Source organism: Prevotella dentasini JCM 15908, from assembly GCF_000614065.1.
Classification (GTDB): Bacteria; Bacteroidota; Bacteroidia; order Bacteroidales; family Bacteroidaceae; genus Prevotella; species Prevotella dentasini.
In genome coordinates this window covers 46,780-67,345 of record NZ_BAKG01000016.1, presented here as the reverse complement: position 1 = coordinate 67,345, position 20,566 = coordinate 46,780, and the positions used below count along the sequence as shown (strand labels likewise).

General features: G+C 53.1%; 6 protein-coding genes and 3 pseudogenes. All 9 read left to right on the top strand.

Features of this window, described 5'->3' with window-relative positions; translation table 11 throughout:
• Positions 1 to 14 precede the first annotated feature (14 nt).
• The 9 genes and pseudogenes from JCM15908_RS13345 (at position 15) to JCM15908_RS08925 (ending at position 19,571) form a co-directional block, all read left to right on the top strand.
• Positions 15 to 1,324 (top strand): annotated as a pseudogene (locus tag JCM15908_RS13345) (SLC45 family MFS transporter).
• A gap of 612 nt (positions 1,325 to 1,936) precedes the next feature.
• Complete coding sequence (locus tag JCM15908_RS08960) at positions 1,937 to 4,861, top strand: peptidase associated/transthyretin-like domain-containing protein (RefSeq protein ID WP_148295564.1); 2,925 nt, start codon at positions 1,937 to 1,939, stop codon at positions 4,859 to 4,861.
• A 377-nt stretch (positions 4,862 to 5,238) separates the two neighbouring features.
• Complete coding sequence (locus JCM15908_RS08955; RefSeq protein ID WP_025003084.1) at positions 5,239 to 7,932, top strand: 4-alpha-glucanotransferase; 2,694 nt, start codon at positions 5,239 to 5,241, stop codon at positions 7,930 to 7,932.
• Positions 7,933 to 8,081: 149 nt separating this feature from the next.
• A pseudogene (locus JCM15908_RS13340) lies at positions 8,082 to 9,579 on the top strand (glycoside hydrolase family 97 N-terminal domain-containing protein); the annotation flags it as partial.
• A complete protein-coding gene (locus JCM15908_RS15720; protein WP_506256110.1) occupies positions 9,562 to 10,227 on the top strand; it encodes a glycoside hydrolase family 97 C-terminal domain-containing protein in 666 nt (221 codons plus the stop codon). The pseudogene JCM15908_RS13340 and the gene JCM15908_RS15720, both read left to right, overlap by 18 nt.
• A gap of 304 nt (positions 10,228 to 10,531) precedes the next feature.
• Positions 10,532 to 12,444: pseudogene (gene pulA / locus JCM15908_RS13335) on the top strand (type I pullulanase).
• 182 nt (positions 12,445 to 12,626) lie between these two features.
• Entirely contained in the window at positions 12,627 to 14,441 is a 1,815-nt protein-coding gene (locus tag JCM15908_RS08935) for a glycoside hydrolase family 13 protein (protein ID WP_036893052.1), read from the top strand.
• A 570-nt stretch (positions 14,442 to 15,011) separates the two neighbouring features.
• Positions 15,012 to 17,033, top strand: coding sequence for an alpha-amylase family glycosyl hydrolase (locus JCM15908_RS08930; protein ID WP_025003082.1), 2,022 nt, complete (start codon positions 15,012 to 15,014; stop codon positions 17,031 to 17,033).
• 288 nt (positions 17,034 to 17,321) lie between these two features.
• Positions 17,322 to 19,571 (top strand): outer membrane beta-barrel protein, encoded by a 2,250-nt coding sequence (locus JCM15908_RS08925; RefSeq protein WP_025003081.1) that lies wholly within the window; start codon positions 17,322 to 17,324, stop codon positions 19,569 to 19,571.
• The last annotated feature ends 995 nt before the right edge of the window (positions 19,572 to 20,566 follow it).

Below are 20,566 nucleotides of genomic sequence, written 5' to 3'. Positions count from 1 at the left end.
AAAAATAAAATACAATGAAACAAAGAGCTGATAAAACATTCTGGCAACTCTGGAATCTGAGTTTCGGATTCTTCGGAGTGCAGATTGCCTACGCACTCCAAAGTGCAAACATCTCGCGAATCTTCGCTACTCTCGGTGCAGACCCGCACAGCCTGAGCTACTTCTGGATTCTTCCGCCACTGATGGGAATCCTCGTGCAGCCGATTGTCGGCACACTTTCCGACAAGACATGGACGCGCTTCGGCCGCCGCATTCCCTATCTCTTCGTGGGTGCTGCCTTTGCCGTGCTGGTCATGTGCCTGCTGCCCAATGCCGGCTCACTCGGCATGAGCGTTTCCACGGCCATGATTTTCGGACTGGTTGCGCTGATGTTCCTCGACACAAGCATCAACATGGCGATGCAGCCGTTCAAGATGCTCGTAGGCGACGAGGTGAACGAGAAGCAGAAAGGCCTTGCCTACGCCATTCAGAGCTTCCTCTGCAACGCCGGCTCAGTGGTAGGATTCGTCTTCCCATACGCCTTTGCAGCACTTGGCATCGCCAATGTTGCCGCCCCGGGCATCGTCCCCGACTCGGTTATCTATTCCTTCTACATCGGTGCAGCCATCCTTATCCTCTGCGTCATCTACACGACTGCCAAGGTGAAGGAGATGCCCCCGAAGGAATACGCAGAGTATCACAACCTGAAAGAATCCGACAACGAGTCGAAATCCAACTGGATAGACCTTCTCAAGAACGCACCCTCTACTTTCTGGAAGGTAGGCCTCGTTCAGTTCTTCTGCTGGTTTGCCTTCATGTATATGTGGACCTACACCAACGGGACGGTTGCCGCCAACTGCTGGGGCACTACCGACGTAGCCAGCGAAGGCTATCAGGCTGCCGGAAACTGGGTGGGCATCCTCTTCGCCGTACAGGCCATCGGCTCCGTGGTATGGGCCATGGTGCTGCCGCAGTTCAAGAACCGCAAGATGGCCTACAGCCTCTCGCTCGTCCTTGGCGGCATCGGCTTCGCCATGACCGCCTTTGTTCACGACCAGTACATGATGTTCCTGCCGTTCGTCCTCATCGGCTGCGCATGGGCGGCCATGCTCGCCATGCCGTTTACCTTCGTTACCAACGCCCTCGAGGCTACGGCCACATGGGTGCCTACCTCGGACTCTTCAACGGAACCATCTGTATTCCGCAGATTGTGGCGGCTGCCGTAGGTGGCATTATCCTCGGCATGGTGGGTTCGGTACAAAGCAACATGATGATTGTAGCAGGCGTTGCCCTCGTTATCGGTGCGCTGGCAGTAACGATTATCAAGGACAAGACGACCGAATAATTTTTTCATGATTATATATGATTAGCTTACGGAGGCATTGGGCTGTGATAGTCCGATGCCTTTTTCCTTTCCCCCCACCACGGATGCTATATGGATTCTCCAAACAGCAGGCGTATGCTATCTGTAAAATAAATTCCAAACGGAAAGGGAAGAGTGGCACTTTCAGGTGGTGAAAGTGCCACTTCCGGCCTGCCGGCAAGGCTTGTTCGCATAACGAATAAGGCTTGTTGGAAATATGAACGGACCTTATCCGTACCAAGAACGAAAAACTTCTGACCACTAAGACGTTACATTTTCCTCTCCGTAAATATTCTGTCAATGAGGCTATTTCATCTTTGTCAATATTTTTAACTATCGTCTTCTTGCTTCCATCAACATTCTTCCGACAATCCGAACTATCAATTTAACGCAGTAATATAAAAAAAAATGATAATATTAAAGAATGTTTGCTTGTTTCATTTTCTTTTTATACTTTTGCAAAAGAAATTAGTTGCAATGCTGTTTGCTAACAAGAGACAGCTTATCCCCAAAGGCCAGACTACGCCAACAGGAAACTACCGGCACAGAAAACCTGATGACTGGAATACATTACGATTAATTATCCTTATATATATGAAACACTATCAGAAAATAACCTGCGTACTCCTCTTGTTCCTTTATTGGGGGAGTATGTCAACATTCGCACAGGAAAACACATTCATGCTCAACGGGAAGATATTTGAAGCCGGCACAAAGGTGCAGCTTCTTGAATGTACCGTAGATATTATGCCGGCAAATGGTGATACGGCAATAATAGACTCCGCCGTATCTACACAAGAGTACAGGTCGGAGGAAAATCTCTCCTATACGTCGGAATATGCCCTGCGTATTCCCAAAAAAGAAGGAGACTATATCATCCGTGTAAGAAAAAACGGCTATGAAACAGCCACCCAGACCATCTCCCTGAGAAACCTGTACCATCGGGAATATTCACGCGACATACCCAACATCTACTTGCAAAGAAGCAAGACCATAGACTTGGACGAAGTGGTAGTGAAAGCCACCAAGGTGAAGTTTACCCTGAAAGGAGACACCATCGTCTATGACGCCAGTGCCTTCCAACTGGCAGAGGGGTCGATGCTGGAGTCTCTCATCAGACAGCTTCCGGGAACTACGCTGACAAAGGACGGTAAAATATACGTCAACGGACAGTTTGTAGAGAGCCTGCTTCTCGACGGAAAGGATTTCTTCAAGGGAAACAACCGCGTTCTGCTGAGTAACCTTCCCAATTACATGGTAAATAAAATAGACGTATACAGGAAGCAAGGAGATGACAGCAAATTTACCGGGCACAGAGTGGCAGGCGACGAGCGATACGTAATGGACGTAAGGCTGAAGAAACAATACTCTGCCGGATTCTCGGGGAATGTGGAGCTTGGCGGCGGAAACGACGACCTGTACCTTGCCCGGCTATTTGCCCTGCGCCATACCAACCACTCAAGAATAGGAGTCTATGGCAATGCCAACAACCTGAACAGCAGCGACAAGCCCGGAGAAAACACGAACTGGAGTCCGGCAGAGCTACAGGAAGGGATAACAACACTACAGAACGGAGGCATAGACTACGACATAGACGACATGGACGGACGGTATAAAATAAGCGGAAACGTCAATGTCGCCCACTCCAAAAACACTACCGAGCTGCAAACCTATCAGACCCACTTCATTAATGGCGGAAACCTGTTTAACCGCATAGCGGACAACGCACGGAAAAAGTCTTTCTCTGTTTCTGCCGACAACCGCATATACTTCGAGTGGAAGAAAGCCAATCTCGAGATTCTGCCGCGTTTCAGCTATAGCAACAACCATAACTGGTCGGACTATGCCTCAATACTGGCCAACAGAGACGGTATCTTCAGCAGCGGAATCACAACCGGGAGTCTATTCACCCGACAGCTGGCCGGCAGCCTGCAAACCGCTGCCATCAACAGGAACACAAAACAGGCGAAAGAGAATCTGCATGGATGGCAGGCAGGACTGGAGCTGAAATCCATCATCAAGTTCAACCGCATACCAGATTACCTCACACTATATCTAAGCTCATCGTATAATGATACGAAGCAAAATATATTCGACCATAACCTGATTGAATACTATTCGCAGGGAAAACTTGCCTCAAAGGATTTCAGGAACAGGTATTTCGATGTTGTCCCCAACCGCGACTACAGCATCACGGCAAAGACTACATACAGCTATATCGCTAATAAGAATCTATCCATAAACTTCAGCTACGGATTTGACCGGAATTACACTAAATCGACCTCGATGCTTTACCTGTTCCATCAGCTTTCAGGCTGGGAAGAGGACAACAACCATGCCTTGGGCGAACTTCCCTCCTACACTGCCTATCTGCACACATTAGACAGCGACAACAGCTATGAATCCAGACTACGGACAAACCGGCATACAATAGAATCGTTCTTGATATGGGATTATAAGACCGGGAAATCCATCTGGCAGGCGCAGCTGGCAACACCGCTCTCCTTTCAGAACAGGGAGCTGTCCTATTTCCGCGGTAGCGTTGACACGACATTCACAAAGCGCAACATCCTTATCAACATACAAAGCACCTATCTGAAATGGACGAGTACGAACTATAAGTATCAGGCCATGTTGCAATACGCCCTGCAATCTCAAAGCCCGGACATGAACATGTACCTGAACATACACGACACTACGAATCCACTCAACATTGCCACAGGGAATCCCCACCTCAGAACTTCCCTGTATCATCAGGTCATTGCCTCTTTCGTCAGGATATATCCTGCAAAGAAAGCCATGTGGGCAATAGAGGGAGTCTTTAAGCCCGTGCAAAACGCAATTGCCATGAGCTATCTATACGACAGGCAGTCGGGCGTCAGGACCAATCAGCCGATGAATGTCAATGGGAACTGGACGGGAAACCTGAACATCGGAATGAGCAGTCCTGTCGGAAAGCTGAAAAACATCAACCTCAAGACAATGTTGGGCATCGGATACAACCGCAGCGTTGACTACACGGGTAACAGCGACATGCCTGCCCCAGAACGCTGCATTGTCGGGACACGGCTGTTGACAGAGAATATCCAAGTAGACTACAGCTTGGGGGCTTCAGCGTCTATAGGTCTGTTCTCCGATGCAACATGGGGAAGAACCACAAGTGCACGACAGGACTTCTCCACCATCAAGACACTGGAAATGAAAAACGGCTTCACGGCACAAGTACAGCTGCCATGGAACATGCAGGTCAGCACGGGCATGACCCTTTACACTCACCACGGATACACCAACAATGCCTTGGATAGGAACGAATGGGTATGGAACGCACGCCTAAGCTATCCTCTGGCCAATGGCAAGTGGCTGCTCCAATTAGACGGATACGACATACTGCATCAGCTGAACAATGTTACCCGGACGCTTAATGCACAGGGAATTGAGGAGAAATATTACAATGTACTCCCCCAGTATGTGCTATTCCATATCACATACAACTTTGCATCAAAGTCCAAATCCAAGTAAAAGACATTGGCGCATTTGTTTCTTGATAAAACTTATCTGTACGTCTTGCATTAGGAATATAAAATGAAATCGTATTGCCTTTTGTAATTCATATATAGAAGTCAAGATGACTTTATCGGACAAGACAAAAGGAAGGGACAGACGGGGACGTCTGTCCCTTCCTTTTATAGAAAAGACTCGCTGCAAATTTGTTAATGAATCCTGAAACGCAAAACCGTTCCACAGCCTCTTGAACAGGCATACCCGACCATCTGAGCACGGACGGCAACCACAGGCGCGCAAACGATTACGCAACAATTGAAATAATTCATGCAATTTATGGGTGTAACTTTGACTTTTTATTATTAACTTTGGAGCAAAATAACTAACCCAGCTCTATGAATTTACAATTTAATATAGACTATCAGACCTATTATGGACAGGATTTGGTCCTGAATATCGTAACGGGGCTGCATGGCGGAAGCATCGAGGCTTCCCAGTACAGGATGCATACGGGCGACGGACACCGATGGTCGGTGGACATCAACAGGGATGTTAAGCCCGGCACACAGATTGACTATTTCTACACCATCCTTAGAGGAGACTACGAGGAGCGCAGGGAATGGAGCACTTTCACCCACCGCTTGGTATTCGATGCCGAGCGAGGACTGAACTACCGCATTTTCGACCACTGGAACGACATTCCCGACAATGCCTACCTCTACACATCAGCCATTACCGGCTGCGTGAAGAATGTAAAGACCGACAAGGCTGCGCTCAACCGTTTCAACAAGGTCGTCTACCTTAAGCTACGCGCCCCACAGCTCAACGACGGCGACCGGCTCCACATTTCCGGCTCCGACCCACTGATAGGTGCATGGAAGACGGAGAAGTCTCTGCCCATGCGCCTGCAGAACATCAACGAATGGGCAGTAGAGCTGGATGCCTCGCTTCTGGCCGGCAGCAAGTTCGAGGTGAAGTTCTTCATTGAGAACGAGAGCAGCGACCTGACCCCGGTCTGGGAACAGAGCAACAACCGCACCATTGAGCTTCCGACGATGGAAGACGGTGATGCCGTTGTCTACGAACTCGACGAGGCCCTCTTCCCCATTCCGCCCGTCCGCGTGGCAGGCACGCTCGTGCCGGTGTTCTCGCTCCGCTCCGAGACGAGCTTCGGTATCGGCGACTTCGGCGACCTGAAGAAGATGATTGACTGGGTAAGCCTGACGAAGCAGCGTGCGCTGCAAATCCTCCCTATCAACGACACCACGACTACCCATACTTGGACGGACTCTTATCCCTACAGCTGCATATCCATCTTTGCACTGCATCCGCAGTATGCCGACCTGACCTCCCTGCCGGAGCTGAAGGACAAGAAGCAGCGCGAGAGGTTCGAGACACTGCGCAAGGAACTCAACGCCCTGCCGCAGATAGACTACGAGCGCGTGAACGACACGAAGACCGAATACCTCCGCCTGCTTTTCGAGCAGGAGGGCAAGGCCGTATTGGACAGCGATGCCTTCAAGGCGTTCTTTGCCGAAACCGAGAGCTGGCTCGTACCCTACGCCCAATACAGCTTTCTGCGCGACAAGTATCACACGGCCGACTTCTCGCGTTGGCAAGACCACAAGCAGTGGGACGAAGCCGACCGCAAGACGCTCTCCTCGCCACGCAACAAGGCGTACAAGGAGGTGGCGTTCTACTATTATGTGCAGTTCATCCTCAGCAGTCAGCTGAAAGCCGTCCATGAATACGCACAGTCGAAAAAGGTCATCCTCAAGGGCGACATCCCCATCGGCGTGAGCCGCCACGGCTGCGACGTATGGACGGAGCCGCGCTACTTCAACCTCAACGGACAGGCAGGCGCACCGCCCGACGACTTCTCAGTGAACGGGCAGAACTGGGGCTTCCCCACCTACAACTGGGACGAGATGATCAAGGACGGCTGCCAGTGGTGGGTGAACCGATTCCAGAACATGGCGAAGTATTTCGACGCCTACCGCATTGACCACGTGCTGGGCTTCTTCCGCATCTGGGAGATTCCCGTACACTCGGTTCACGGACTGCTCGGCCAGTTCTCCCCGGCACTCGGAATGAGCCGCGAGGAGGTGGAGGGATACGGACTGCACTGGCAGGAAGAGCTGTTCACCGAGCCGTTCATAGCCGACTGGGTGCTCGACCGCGTCTTCCGCGAACATGCCGACGAGGTACGCGAAAAGTACGTGGAGCACACTTGGGGCGACCGCTACAAGATGCGCGCCGAATACGATACGCAGCGCAAGGTGGAGAAAGCCTTCGAAGGCAAAGACACCGACAAGGACGTGTGGATTCGCGACGGACTCTATTCGCTCATCAGCGACGTGCTATTTGTACGCGACCACCGCGACCCGAACCGGTTCCACCCACGCATCAGCGTTCAGTTCGCGTTCATCTACGAGAGCCTTTACGACAGCGACAAGGCGGTGTTCAACCGTCTGTACAACGACTATTACTATCGCCGCAACAACCAGTTCTGGTATCAGGAGGCGATGAAGAAGCTGCCCAAGCTGGTCAATGCGACACGCATGCTCGTCTGTGCCGAAGACCTCGGCATGGTACCCGACTGCGTGGCATGGGTGATGGACGAACTCCGCATCCTCTCGCTCGAGATACAGAGCATGCCGAAAGACCCGAAGGTACGATTCGGACACCTCGGGGCTAACCCCTACCGCAGCGTGAGCACCATCTCCACCCACGACATGGCGACGCTCCGCCAGTGGTGGGACGAGGACTGGGCACGCACGCAGGACTACTTCAACAGCATGCTCCACCGCGGCGGCCCGGCTCCGCATCCGCTGCCGGGATGGCTCGCAAGAGACGTCGTCAGCCGCCACCTCACCTCGCCGAGCATGCTCTGCATCCTCGGCATACAGGACTGGATGAGCATCGACGAGGAAATCCGGCTGGCAGACCCGAACGCCGAGCGCATCAACATCCCTGCCAATCCGAAGCACTACTGGCGGTACCGCATGCACGTAAGCATCGAGGAGCTGATGAAGAACGAGACGTTCAACAACGACATCACCGACCTGATTTCGCAGTCGGGAAGATAAGACCAACAGACAATGGGGCGCAGGCTACTGCGTCCCACTGCTCGTATATATAAGGATAAGCAAATCTCCCGCATACATAAAACAAAACAGCCCTTATATATAAAAGGTCAGGCTACACTGGCTATATATAAGGATAAACAAAAACGGATATGAACAGAATTAAATTACTGGCACTGATGCTGCTCTGCACGATTGCCGCCATGGCGCAGGCGGCGGCAGACGGAGGGACGAGGACACTGCGCTCTCCGAACGAAAACATGCTCCTGTGGTTCGGCATCGACGGAGGACGCCCCTGCTACAGCATCGCCTACAAGCAGAGGCCCGTCGTGAAACGCTCATACCTCGGGCTGCAGCTCGCCAAGGACAAGCACGCAAGCAAGAAGATGGACGAGACCGACCTGATGGACGGCTTCGAGCTTGCGGACTCGAAAGAGTCAACCTTCGACGAGACGTGGAAGCCGTATGGGGCGAAACGCGCGACATACGCAACCACTACAACGAGCTGGAGGTTGCGCTGAAGCAGCGCGGGACCGGCAGAAGGATGATTCTCCGCTTCCGCGTCTACGACGACGGCGTGGGGCTGCGCTACGAGTTTCCGCAGCAGAAGGAGCTGAACTACTTCGTCATCAAGGAGGAGAAGACGCAGTTTGCCATGACAGGCGACCACACGGCTTGGTGGATACCGGGCGACTACGATACGCAGGAGCAGGAGACGCAGGAATCGCGCCTGTCGGAAATACGGCAGCGGTTCCACGATGCGGTGAACTGGGGCAACTCCTCCGTCGCCGTATTCTCCGAGACGGGCGTGCAGACCGCCTTGCAGATGAAATCGGAGGACGGACTCTACATCAACATACACGAGGCGGCCTGCATCGACTACGCCACGATGCACCTCAACCTCGACGACAGGACGATGACATTCGAGTCGTGGCTCACCCCCGACGCAACAGGCATGAAAGGCTACATGCAGACACCCTGCCAGACGCCGTGGCGCACCATCCTCGTCAGTGACGACGCGCGCGACATGCTCTCGAGCAACCTCATACTCAACCTCAACGAACCGTGCAAGATTGAGGACACGTCGTGGATTCACCCCACGAAGTACTGCGGAGTATGGTGGGAGATGATTGTCGGGAAGAGCGCGTGGAACTATACCGACGAGTTCCCATCCGTGAAGCTCGGACTGACCGACTACGACAAGGCGAAGCCCAACGGACGCCACGGGGCGACGACCGAGAAGGTAAGGCAGTACATAGACTTCGCCGCCGAGAACGGACTCGACCAAGTGCTCGTAGAAGGATGGAACATAGGCTGGGAAGACTGGGCAAACATGTGGAAGCAGGACGTCTTCGACTTCACCACGCCATACCCCGACTTCGACCTCAAGGCCCTCAACGAATACGCCCACTCCAAGGGCGTCAGGCTGATGATGCACCACGAGACCTCCTCGAGCGTCGTCAACTACGAACGCCACCTCACCGACGCTTCAACCTCATGAACAAGTACGGCTACGACGCCGTCAAGACGGGCTACGTGGGCGACATCATACCGCGCGGCGACCACCACTTCTCCCAGTCGATGAACAACCACTACCTCCACGTCGTAAAGGAGGCGGCCAAGCACCACATCATGGTCAACGCCCACGAAGCCGTCCGGCCGACAGGACTCTGCCGCACCTACCCCAACCTCGTAGGCAACGAGAGTGCGCGCGGAACCGAGTACGAGGCCTTCGGCGGGAGCCGCCCCGACCACACCGTCATACTGCCCTTCACGCGGCTGCAAGGCGGACCGATGGACTACACGCCCGGAATACTCGAGACCCAGCTCGGCACGTGGAGCGACAACCCCAACTTCGTCCACACCACGCTCGCCGGGCAGCTCGCCCTCTACCTGACCATGTACAGCCCGCTCCAGATGGCCGCCGACCTGCCCGGGAACTACAGGAAGTACGACGACGCCTTCCAGTTCATCCGCGACGTAGCCTGCGACTGGGACGAGAGCATCTACCTCGAGGCCGAGCCGGCACGCTACATCACCGTGGCGCGCAAGGCAAAGGGCACGGACAAGTGGTTCATAGGAGGCAAGTGCAACGAGGACGGGCACAAGAGCGTCATCAGGCTCGACTTCCTCGACAAGGGACGCACCTACGACTGCACCGTCTACGCCGACGCCAAGGATGCCGACTACGAGAAGAACCCGAAGGCATACGTCATCACCAAGAGAAAGGTCAGGAAAGGCGACGTCCTCAGGCTGACCGAGGCACGCGGCGGAGGCTTCGCCGTCAGCCTGATGTAAGTTTGCGAAAATACCTTACATTTTCGGACGCCATATACCTTCCCCGGAAAAACATCGTACGTTTTGCCCAAAAACATCGTACGTTTCGCCCAAAAACATCGTACGTTTTGTCCAAAAACATCGTACTTTTTCCCGAAAAGGTATAAAGGCGTTCCGAAGAAAGTAGCACCAAATCTGCAATGAGCTGATATTCAGACGATTGAAAAATCGAACTTTCACCCTCCGGCCATCCGCCTCCATTCGCTTCCGTCCGCTTCCATCCGCAGAACCATCTATAAAATATTTTTACAAAAACAATCCGATTATGAACATAAGACACTACATGGCAGCCGTCATCACCGCCCTCCTGCTCCCGCAGAACGCAACGGCACAGGAACAGTTCAACGAAGTATCCTACTCGCCCAAGGCAACCGTCTTCCGCCTCAACGCGCCCTCCAAGCCCACCCTCCGCCTCTACGAGGCCGGACAGGGCGGAAAGGCCTGCAAGAAAGTCAGGCTCGCATCCGCCGGCAGCAACCAGTGGACAGCCACCGTCAAGGGCGACCTCAAGGGCAAGTTCTACACCTTCGACATCGGACAGGGCGAGACGCCCGGCGTATTCGCCAAGGCCGTCGGATGCAACGGCAGGCGCGGTGCCGTGATTGACCTCGACGACACCGACCCCGAGGGATGGGACGCCGACCGCCGCGTGCCCACCAAAAGCCCGGCCGAGCTTATCATCTACGAGCTGCACCACCGCGACTTCTCCATCGACCCGTCGTCGGGCCTGACCCACAAGGGCAAGTACCTCGCCCTCACCGAGCCTAAAGCCATCGCCCACCTCAAGGCCCTCGGCATCAACGCCGTCCACCTCCTCCCCTCGTTCGACTACGCCTCGGTAGACGAGTCGCGCCCCGACCTTCCGCAATACAACTGGGGCTACGACCCGCTGAACTACAACGTCCCCGAAGGCAGCTACTCCACCGACGCCGCCCGGCCCGAACGCCGCATCACCGAGTTCAAGCAGATGGTGCAGGCACTCCACAAGGCCGGCATCCGCGTCATACTCGACGTAGTCTACAACCACACATTCGACCTCGCAGGCAGCAACTTCGAGCGCACATTCCCCAAGGCCTACTACCGCTACAATGCCGACGGAACACCTTCCGACGGCTCTGCCTGCGGCAACGAAACCGCATCGGAGAGGCCGCTCATGCGCCGGTTCATGCTCGAATCCATGAAATACTGGGCCGACGAATACCACATCGACGGATTCCGCGTCGACCTCATGGGCGTGCACGACATAGAGACGATGAACCTCATCCGCAAAGAAATGAATGCCACCGACCCTCCATCTTCATCTACGGCGAGGGCTGGAGTGCAGGCCGCTGCGCCTATCCGCAGGAAAAGCTCGCCATGAAGGCAGCCATACCGCAGATGCCCGGCATAGCCGCCTTCTCCGACGACATGCGCGACGCACTGCGCGGCCCGTTCTCCGACGACCACAAGGCAGGATTCCTCGGAGGCGTCGCCGGACAGGAAGAGAGCCTGAAGGCCGGAATCGCAGGCATGATAGCCCATCCGCAGGTAGACTACTCGAAGGTCAACTACTCCAAGCAGCCCTACGCCACCGAACCCACGCAGATGATTGCCTACGTCAGCTGCCACGACGACATGTGCCTCACCGACCGACTGCGCGCCTCCATACCCGAAACCGAATACGACGACGAGCAGCTCATCCGCCTCGCCCTCCTCGCACAGACCGCCGTCTTCACCTCTCAGGGCGTGCCCTTCATGCTCTCGGGCGAGGAGATGCTGCGCGACAAGAAGGGAGTGCACAATTCCTTCAACTCACCCGACAGCATCAACCACCTCGACTGGAACAACCTCGAAGCCTATCCGCAGGTGTTCAACTACTACAGCGGACTCATCCGTCTCCGCAAGCTCCACCCTGCCTTCCGCCTCGGCAGTGCAGACCTCGTCCGCAGGCACCTCGAGTTCCTCCCCGTTCAGGACTGCCTCGTCGGCTTCCGGCTGAAGAACCATGCCGGCGGCGACAAGTGGAACAACATCTACGTCATACTCAACGCCGGCAACGAGCTGCGCACCGTCAACATCCCGCAAGGCCAGTACACCATCGTCTGTACCAACGGCGAGGTCAATGAGGCCGGACTCGGCGAGATGGAAGGCGGCGAAGTGATGGTCGACGGACAGAGCGCGCTCATCCTACACGACTAAATCACCGAAACATTCCTCCAACCCTTCCACTCCGGAGGGGTTTCTGCGACGGCTGTCAGCAATGTCAGCCGCCAGTTACCCGTAAAATCCATATACAAGCAACAAAGTATAATATGATATCCCGACAGATTTTCAGCAATCTCAAACTCGCCTCCTCCCGGAGAAGTTGGCTTTTACTCCTTATGATTCTTCCTTTAGTGCTCAATGCACAGCCCATTACCCGCATTGACCCTACTGACTGGTATGCCGGCATGAAGGATACGTCGCTCCAACTGATGGTCTACGGCGACGGAATCAAGACGTCAGAGGTCAGCATCGACTATCCCGGCGTGAAGATAGATTCCCTCGTCCGTCTCGATTCCCCGAACTATCTGCTCGTCTATCTGAATTTGAAGGGCGCACAGCCGGGCAAAATGAAGATAAACTTCAGGAACAAGGGCAAGAAGTTCTCTTCCGCCTATCGGCTTGAGCAGCGCGAAATGGCGGGCGATGCCCGAAAGGGATTCGACAATACCGACGTGCTCTATATGCTGATGCCCGACCGTTTCGCAAACGGAAACCCTCAGAACGATGCCTTCAAGACGATGGAGGACAGGGACTGCAACCGAAACGAGCCGAGTCTCCGCCACGGCGGCGACATTGCAGGCATCCGTCAGCACCTCGACTACTTCACCGAACTCGGCGTAACTGCTCTCTGGTTCACTCCCGTGCTGGAGAACAACGGCCCCAACAACGGCAGGCACAGCACCTATCACGGCTATGCCACCACAGATTACTATCGCGTAGACCCGCGCTTCGGCACGAACGACGAGTACAGGGCACTGACGGATGCCTGCCACGCAAAGGGAATAAAGGTAGTGATGGATATGATTTTCAACCACTGCGGCGACTATCATCCGTGGAGCAAGGACGTTCCCTCGAAGGATTGGTTCAACCATCCCGGCTACGGACTCCAGACTTCCTACAAGCTCACACCCGTACTCGACCCATACGCAAGCAAGGTGGACATGGCCGAGACCGCAGACGGATGGTTCGTAAAGTCAATGCCCGACCTCAACCAGCGCAATCCTCACGTGATGAAGTATCTCATTCAGAATTCCGTCTGGTGGATAGAGTCTGCCGGCATCGACGGCATCCGTATGGACACCTATCCCTATGCCGACCGTGAAGCGATGGCACAGTGGATGAAAGTGCTCGACCGCGAATACCCCAACTTCAATACCGTCGGCGAAACTTGGGTTACCGAGCCTGCCTACACGGCTGCATGGCAGAAGGACAGCAAGCTCTCCGACACGAACAGCTATCTGAAAACCGTCATGGACTTCGCCTTCTACGACCGCCTTTCGATGGCGAAGAACGAAGAGACCGACGAATGGTGGAAGGGACTCAACCGCATCTACAACGTCCTCTGCTACGACTATCTCTATGCCAACCCGTCGTCCGTGATGGCGTTCGTCGAAAACCACGACACCGACCGTTTCCTCGGCAACGGCAGCGACACCGCAGCCCTCAAGCAGGCCTATGCCCTTCTGCTGACGATGAACCGCACGCCGCAGCTCTACTATGGTACGGAAATTCTCATGAACGGCACGAAGGAAGCAACCGACGGCAATGTCCGCAAAGACTTCCCCGGCGGTTTCCCCGGCGACAAAGCCGACAAGTTCACACGCGAGGGGCGGACCGCTGCCGAAAACGCCATGTTCGACTGGACAAGCCGCCTGCTCCACTGGCGGCAGAACAATGAAGTCATTACCCGCGGCTCGCAGACCCAGTTCATACCTTGGCACGGTGTCTACGTCATCGCCCGTCAGCAGAATGGCAAGAACGTCCTCACCATCCTCAACGGCAGGAAGGCCGACAACCAGCTTGAAGCAGCCCGCTATGCCGAGGTCATCGGCAGGCACACTACCGCCACCGACATCACCACCGGTGCAACCGTCGACCTCACCAAGAACATTCCGCTCGGGCCGCGCCAGACAATGGTTCTCTCTTTCTAAGAAGATGCCCAAGCCCAAGAGGAGTTATCCGTAAGCCTGAGGAGTCAGGGGAGTCAGGGAAGCCGGCGTTCCCTGCATCCGCCAAGGAGCTGAGCCAGCGCCATTAAGCCCCCTCGCTCCCTATACCATTATATAATAAGCACGGGCTGCCGAAAGCGGCACTTTCACCATGCGAGAACGGCACTTTCATCCTGCGAAAGTGCCGTTTTCGTTTTCCGAAAGTGGCACAATGAACATTCTCTTTCTTAATCCCCTGCGTGTCAATACGTTGCATCCGTCAGCCTGCCATAGAAGAAAGAAAGCCACCTTACGCATGCTCAGAATCGCAACATCAGAGCCTTGCACGGCTGAAAAATTTTGCACATATACCTGCAAACCATCAGAACAGCGCATGTTCCCGTATCAAGGCTGTGCCACGAAACACGTACCGCCTCCGAGCTTTCCTGTCCCTGACCGGGCGCAAACGTTTGCACACTATTTGTCGTTTGATGTATGTCAATTTCATATACTCCCCTCAATAAATTCGTACCTTTGCACAGATTTCACAGAGAAGCATTAAAAAGAATCTATATGAAGCGGATATTATCAAGCGTTTTCGCCTTGGGACTTTCACTTACCGCCCTTGCACAGGGCTGGCCTGCCAACTATGGCGGTGTCATGCTCCAAGGCTTTTACTGGGACTCCTTCGACGACTCCAAATGGACCGTACTCGAAAATAAAGCCAACGACTTCGCCGGCTACTTCGACCTCGTATGGGTGCCGCAGAGCGGAAAGGCGTCCGCCTCAACCTCCATGGGCTACGACCCACTTTATTATTTCAATCAGAACTCCTCATTCGGAACAGAGGCCGAGCTGAAGAGCATGATTGAGACTTTCAGGCAGAAGAACATCGGAACCATTGCCGACGTGGTCATCAACCATCACGGCACCGACAACGGATGGTTCGGTTTCCCTGCCGAGACCTACAACGGCACTGCCTATCAGCACAAGCCTGCCGACATCTGTGCCAACGACGACGGCGGAAAGGCTGCCACCGAAGCCGGGAAACAGGGAATAGAACTCAGCAGCAACTACGACGAGGGAGAAGACTGGGACGGCATGCGCGACCTCGACCACAAGAGTGAGAACGTGCAGACCATAGTCAAGGCCTACGAGAAGTTCCTTCTCAACGACCTCGGCTACACAGGATTCCGTTACGACATGGTGAAAGGCTTCAACGGCTCGCACATTGCCGACTACAATCAGGCTGCAGGCGTTGCCTACTCCGTCGGTGAATGTTGGGACAGCAAGCAGACCATCACCAACTGGATTGACGCCACCGGCCGGCACAGTGCCGCCTTCGACTTTCCATTCAAGTACAACGTCCGTGATGCAGTAGACGGAAGAGACTGGCGCAAGCTCAAGACTGACAATAATCTCATAACCGAGCCTGCCTATCGCCAGTATGCCGTAACCTTCGTAGAGAACCACGACACCGAGGTACGTGCCAGCGGCAACGGCAATGGCCCGATTCGTCGCGACACCCTCGCTGCCAATGCCTACCTGCTTGCCATGCCGGGCACTCCCTGCGTCTTCTACAAGCACTATCTTGCCTACCCCGGTGAGATTAAGGCAATGATTACTGCACGCAAACTGGCAGGCATTACCAACATGAGCAACTTCACCAACAAGTGGACCAACCAAGACCTGTACGCCAACGAGGTCAACGGAACGAAAGGTAACCTGTTGGTTGTCCTCGGCAACACGGCCAACTACCAACAAAATATCTCCGACTATGTACAGGTTCTTTCCGGCTACCACTATGCCTACTATCTTTCCAAGAGCATCAACTCGGCATGGGTAACCCTCCCCGGTGGAACCTACGACGGTGCACAGGAAACGACACTGAAAGCCATCACTGCCGATACCGACGCGCAGCTCGTCTACACCATGGACGGCAGCGAACCGACTGCATCCAACGGGACGAAGGCGTCAGACGGTACAACCATTTCCATCCCCGCGGGTGCAACAACCGTCCTGAAAGTCGGTCTGCTCATTAATGGCTCCGTTACAGGTATCGTCAGCCAGACCTACAGCCTTGTCGACTTCAAGCCCTACGACATCAAGGTATATGTAAATGCAGACGATGCCGGGGCTGCATGGGCCAGTGCCTCCACCACGGCAGCCAGTCCGGCCATCAATTCATGGATTTGGGGCGGCAACCATGCCACCAAGTCAGGCAAGTGGCCGGGCGACAAGATTACAACCCTTGAAACCGTCGACGGCAAGAAATGGTTTGTCCAGAACTTCACTATCGAAAACTCCTCAGACCTCGTGAACTTTGTCTTCAGCGTAGGCACAGGCAGTCCTCAAACCGTCAATGCCGAGAACATTAGGCAAAGCACCTTCATTACCGTCAACCCATCAACCGATGCACAGGGGCATTACAATCTCACTATTAATACGGCTACCGGCATCGACAATATAGAAACAGACAATGAGAAGCTGAACAACAGCGACCTTTACTACTATACGCTCTCCGGACAGCGTGTTGCCAAGCCTACTCAGCGCGGCATCTACATCCATCAGGGCAAGAAGATTATCATCAGATAATTACTCTTCAGTACAGCATCGTGAGATGCCATATAACCTTACAAACTCAAATAAGAATAACGACTGATGCAAAGACGGGCACTTGGGTGTCCGTCTTTTTTATGTACCCCCGGGGCGGTAAGGCATCATTACAACAACGCGGAAACAACTTTTCGTCAACTTTGCGGTTATCTTCAAAGGCAAAGACTAATTCGATGTAAAACTTGGAAAAATAAAAAAACTTTCATTAACTTTGCAACAAGGAGGAAACTAAAGCATCCCATCAAACGATTCACAAGTCTTTTGGCTATGGATAAAATCATAACACTGCTTTTCGCCTTGCTCCTGACACCTGTATTCGCCTTTCCGCAATACCACATACAGGGAAAAATAACTGACGAGAAAGGCACTGGAGTAAAAGGAGCCAGCATCTATCTTTACAAGAACGGAGAACTGACTGTACATACCCATTCGGCAGCCAGTGGTGAATACCATACCGGCAACATACCGCAGGGGAAATACAATATGGTTATAAGCCATATAGGCTTCCGCAATCAGGAAGATTCCGTGGCCGTCCCCAATCAGGACGTTACCTTAGATTTCATCCTTGAAACGGAAAGCACCATGCTCGACAGCGTCGTCGTTGAGGGAAGACTCAGCCGGACCACCTCAAAGGGATATGTCTTCTACCTTTCGCAGAAAGCCAAGGAAAGCGGAAACCCGTTTGTTGCCTTGCAGGAGATACCGCTCATCTACAGCGACCCTATCAACGAGAGCGTGCGCTCTGCCGACGGTCAGGCTATGGCCATACTCATAGACGGCATGCGCGTAAATTCAGGCATAAGTCCCATTGACCCGTCGCGCATCAAGTCGGTAGAGATAGAAGACGTGGTCGGAGCCAAGTATATGCGCCAAGGCGTGAAGCGCGTGATGAACATAAAACTGAAAAAGACCACCTCGCTATACACATACGAGCAGCTCTCGGCACGTGCAGACTATCCGAAGAAAGACTATTTCATCATGCCGAAGTTTGAAATCGGCAACAGCAGCATTTCGTTCTACGGAGACGCCTCACCCGGTGCAGGGCACAGCAGGAAAGAAAACAGGTACAGCCTCGTTACTCCCGTGCTTGCGAAAGAATATTGGGGAGAGTCGGAAAACAAGAACAGAGAATTTGACTATTCTTTTATGACAAAGTGGCGAATGGGCGAAAAAGACTATCTTGCAGCATATATTCAGGGCAACATAAGCAAGGAAACCAACGATTACCTCTCTCACGGCGAGCAGAACAAGCACAGCATTGTCCGCAACAACACGTCCGAATACCACTCGCATCTGTTTTCTGCAACAGCCTACTACAAGCACCTGTTTGCCGAAGATGAAGAGCTGGAGGCGTATGCCGTTTATTCCGACAACCGCGCTGACAACACCAACAACTTGGAAGAACACATAGACGGGAAAGGAGGAGAGAACTATCAGAAATACAGCAACGACCGCAAGCTGATGACCCTGACGTTAGACTATTCCAAGGACTTCGACAATGGCGGAAGCCTCAACTTTGGAAACGAGACGCAATACTCGTATGACAGGATTGAAAGCACAGGCACCGGAAGCCATCTTTACGGACACCACAGGCTGAACGAGTTTGTCTTTGCAGGCTACAGCGGCCAGCTGATGCGCAGACTGACCTATAACGCCATGGCAGGAATGGAGTATGTATCAATGAAGTCGGACAGCATTTCGCACCATTATCTCAAACCGCGGATGTCCCTTCACGCCTTCTACAACATCACCAACAGCATAAAGACAGGCGTCAGTTACAGATACAGCAACACAGCACCGGATGTAACTCTGCTGAATCCGTACAACACGTCAGCCGACACACTCCTTATCAGCCGTGGAAATCCATTCCTCATGCCCTCAAAGACGCACACTTTCGGGATAGATGTCTCTTATTTCGACAAAGGGCTGAGCCTCAGCGCAAACATGTCATACGGCATATCCAACGATATTGCCAAGTCTGTCAGCATGACACTGGACAACGGAGGACTGCTGACAACATACAGAAACGAGGACCGATTCCGCTCACTGAAAATGCAGCTCAACCTGCTTTGGCTGAAAAATGGATATACCCTTCTGATGAACACGGCACACAACGTAGACTACTATACAACCGCAGGAGCCAAGAAATATTTCACCGCCATGCTCTTTATCAGAAAGAAATGGGGCGACTTTGAGGTACAAACTTCACTCAATTACCAGAATTACATACACACGGAGTTCTCAAGAACAAAGAATTTTAACCCCACGAGTACGCTTGTCCTATCATACGGCTTTACTCCCGACATCGTTTTGTCGGTAGGATGCACGAGTTTCATCGGCAATCCCCGAAGCAAGACCACCATCAGCACAGGTGCCTACCGAAGTGTGTCCTACTCAACGGAAAGGACATTCACGCCATGGATACTCTTCCGATGGACCCTGAGGAAGAACGACAAAACCAAGATTGATTTCGACAACGACATCATGAAAGATCACGAAGGAAAGATAAGGCTATAAGGCTATTGCCAACGCCTCGCGCTCCCTGCCATGAAAGCCGTCGGGAACAAGACAAAAGCCAGCATCGGTGAAGCCGCAGCATGAACCGACTGACAAACCGCAGCGTGTTCCATGCCTGCTAATCCATACAGGCTACAGAACACATTGATATGACAAAAAGCCACGGGCAACCCGGCGTTCATGCAGTGAAACCTCCGCTGAACAACCTTTTCAGCATAAAGGGAATCGACATACAGACCTGAAAACAAACCAAGGATAAAATCGTAAAGGCAAGCATGCCGCAAAAAGCCATTCATGAGTATCCGACCTTACCAGTATTTTCAGGAGGAGAAACAAAGTGCAGAACCACGGGAATATCCTGAGGTTTGCCATTTCCCATCTTTTGCACATTGCCGTAGGACCGACCGAAAACGTATCATTCTCTCCGCGGCAGACAAAGGATGCAATCGGCAGTGTAGGAATACCAAGATATTTTAATTCGACAATAATCTGGTCGCCCTCTTGTGCATCAAACACACAATAATCCTTCTTCACGGAGCAAATCCTTATTCTTTGCCCGTTCTTGAATACTACGAGCCTTGCAGGGCTATATCCCAACCCTCGGCTAAATATAATTTTCATCTGATATAATGAGTTCCCTAAAACAGATTTATAGCATTAACCGGCTGAAACAAACGTTCACTTATTTTACAGCGAACATCATGCAGCACCAACAGAATGTGTCAAAGATACAAATAATATCTGAGAAAAATCCTGTCCTTGCCAAAATTTTCATACGATAAAGTTTTTTGGGCACCTTGACAAATCTCTCAAGGGCCTTTTGCGGCTCAAGGACTTCGCCGGCAAAGACCTGACCGGGATTGTCGGGAGCACCCATTCTTTACAGAAGAACAGAGAACAAGAAAGAAACGGAAGACCAAACAGAATTGCCCATACAATGAAAGTGCCACTTTCGCATGACGAAAGTGGCACTTTCATTGGGTCAAACGGGCTTG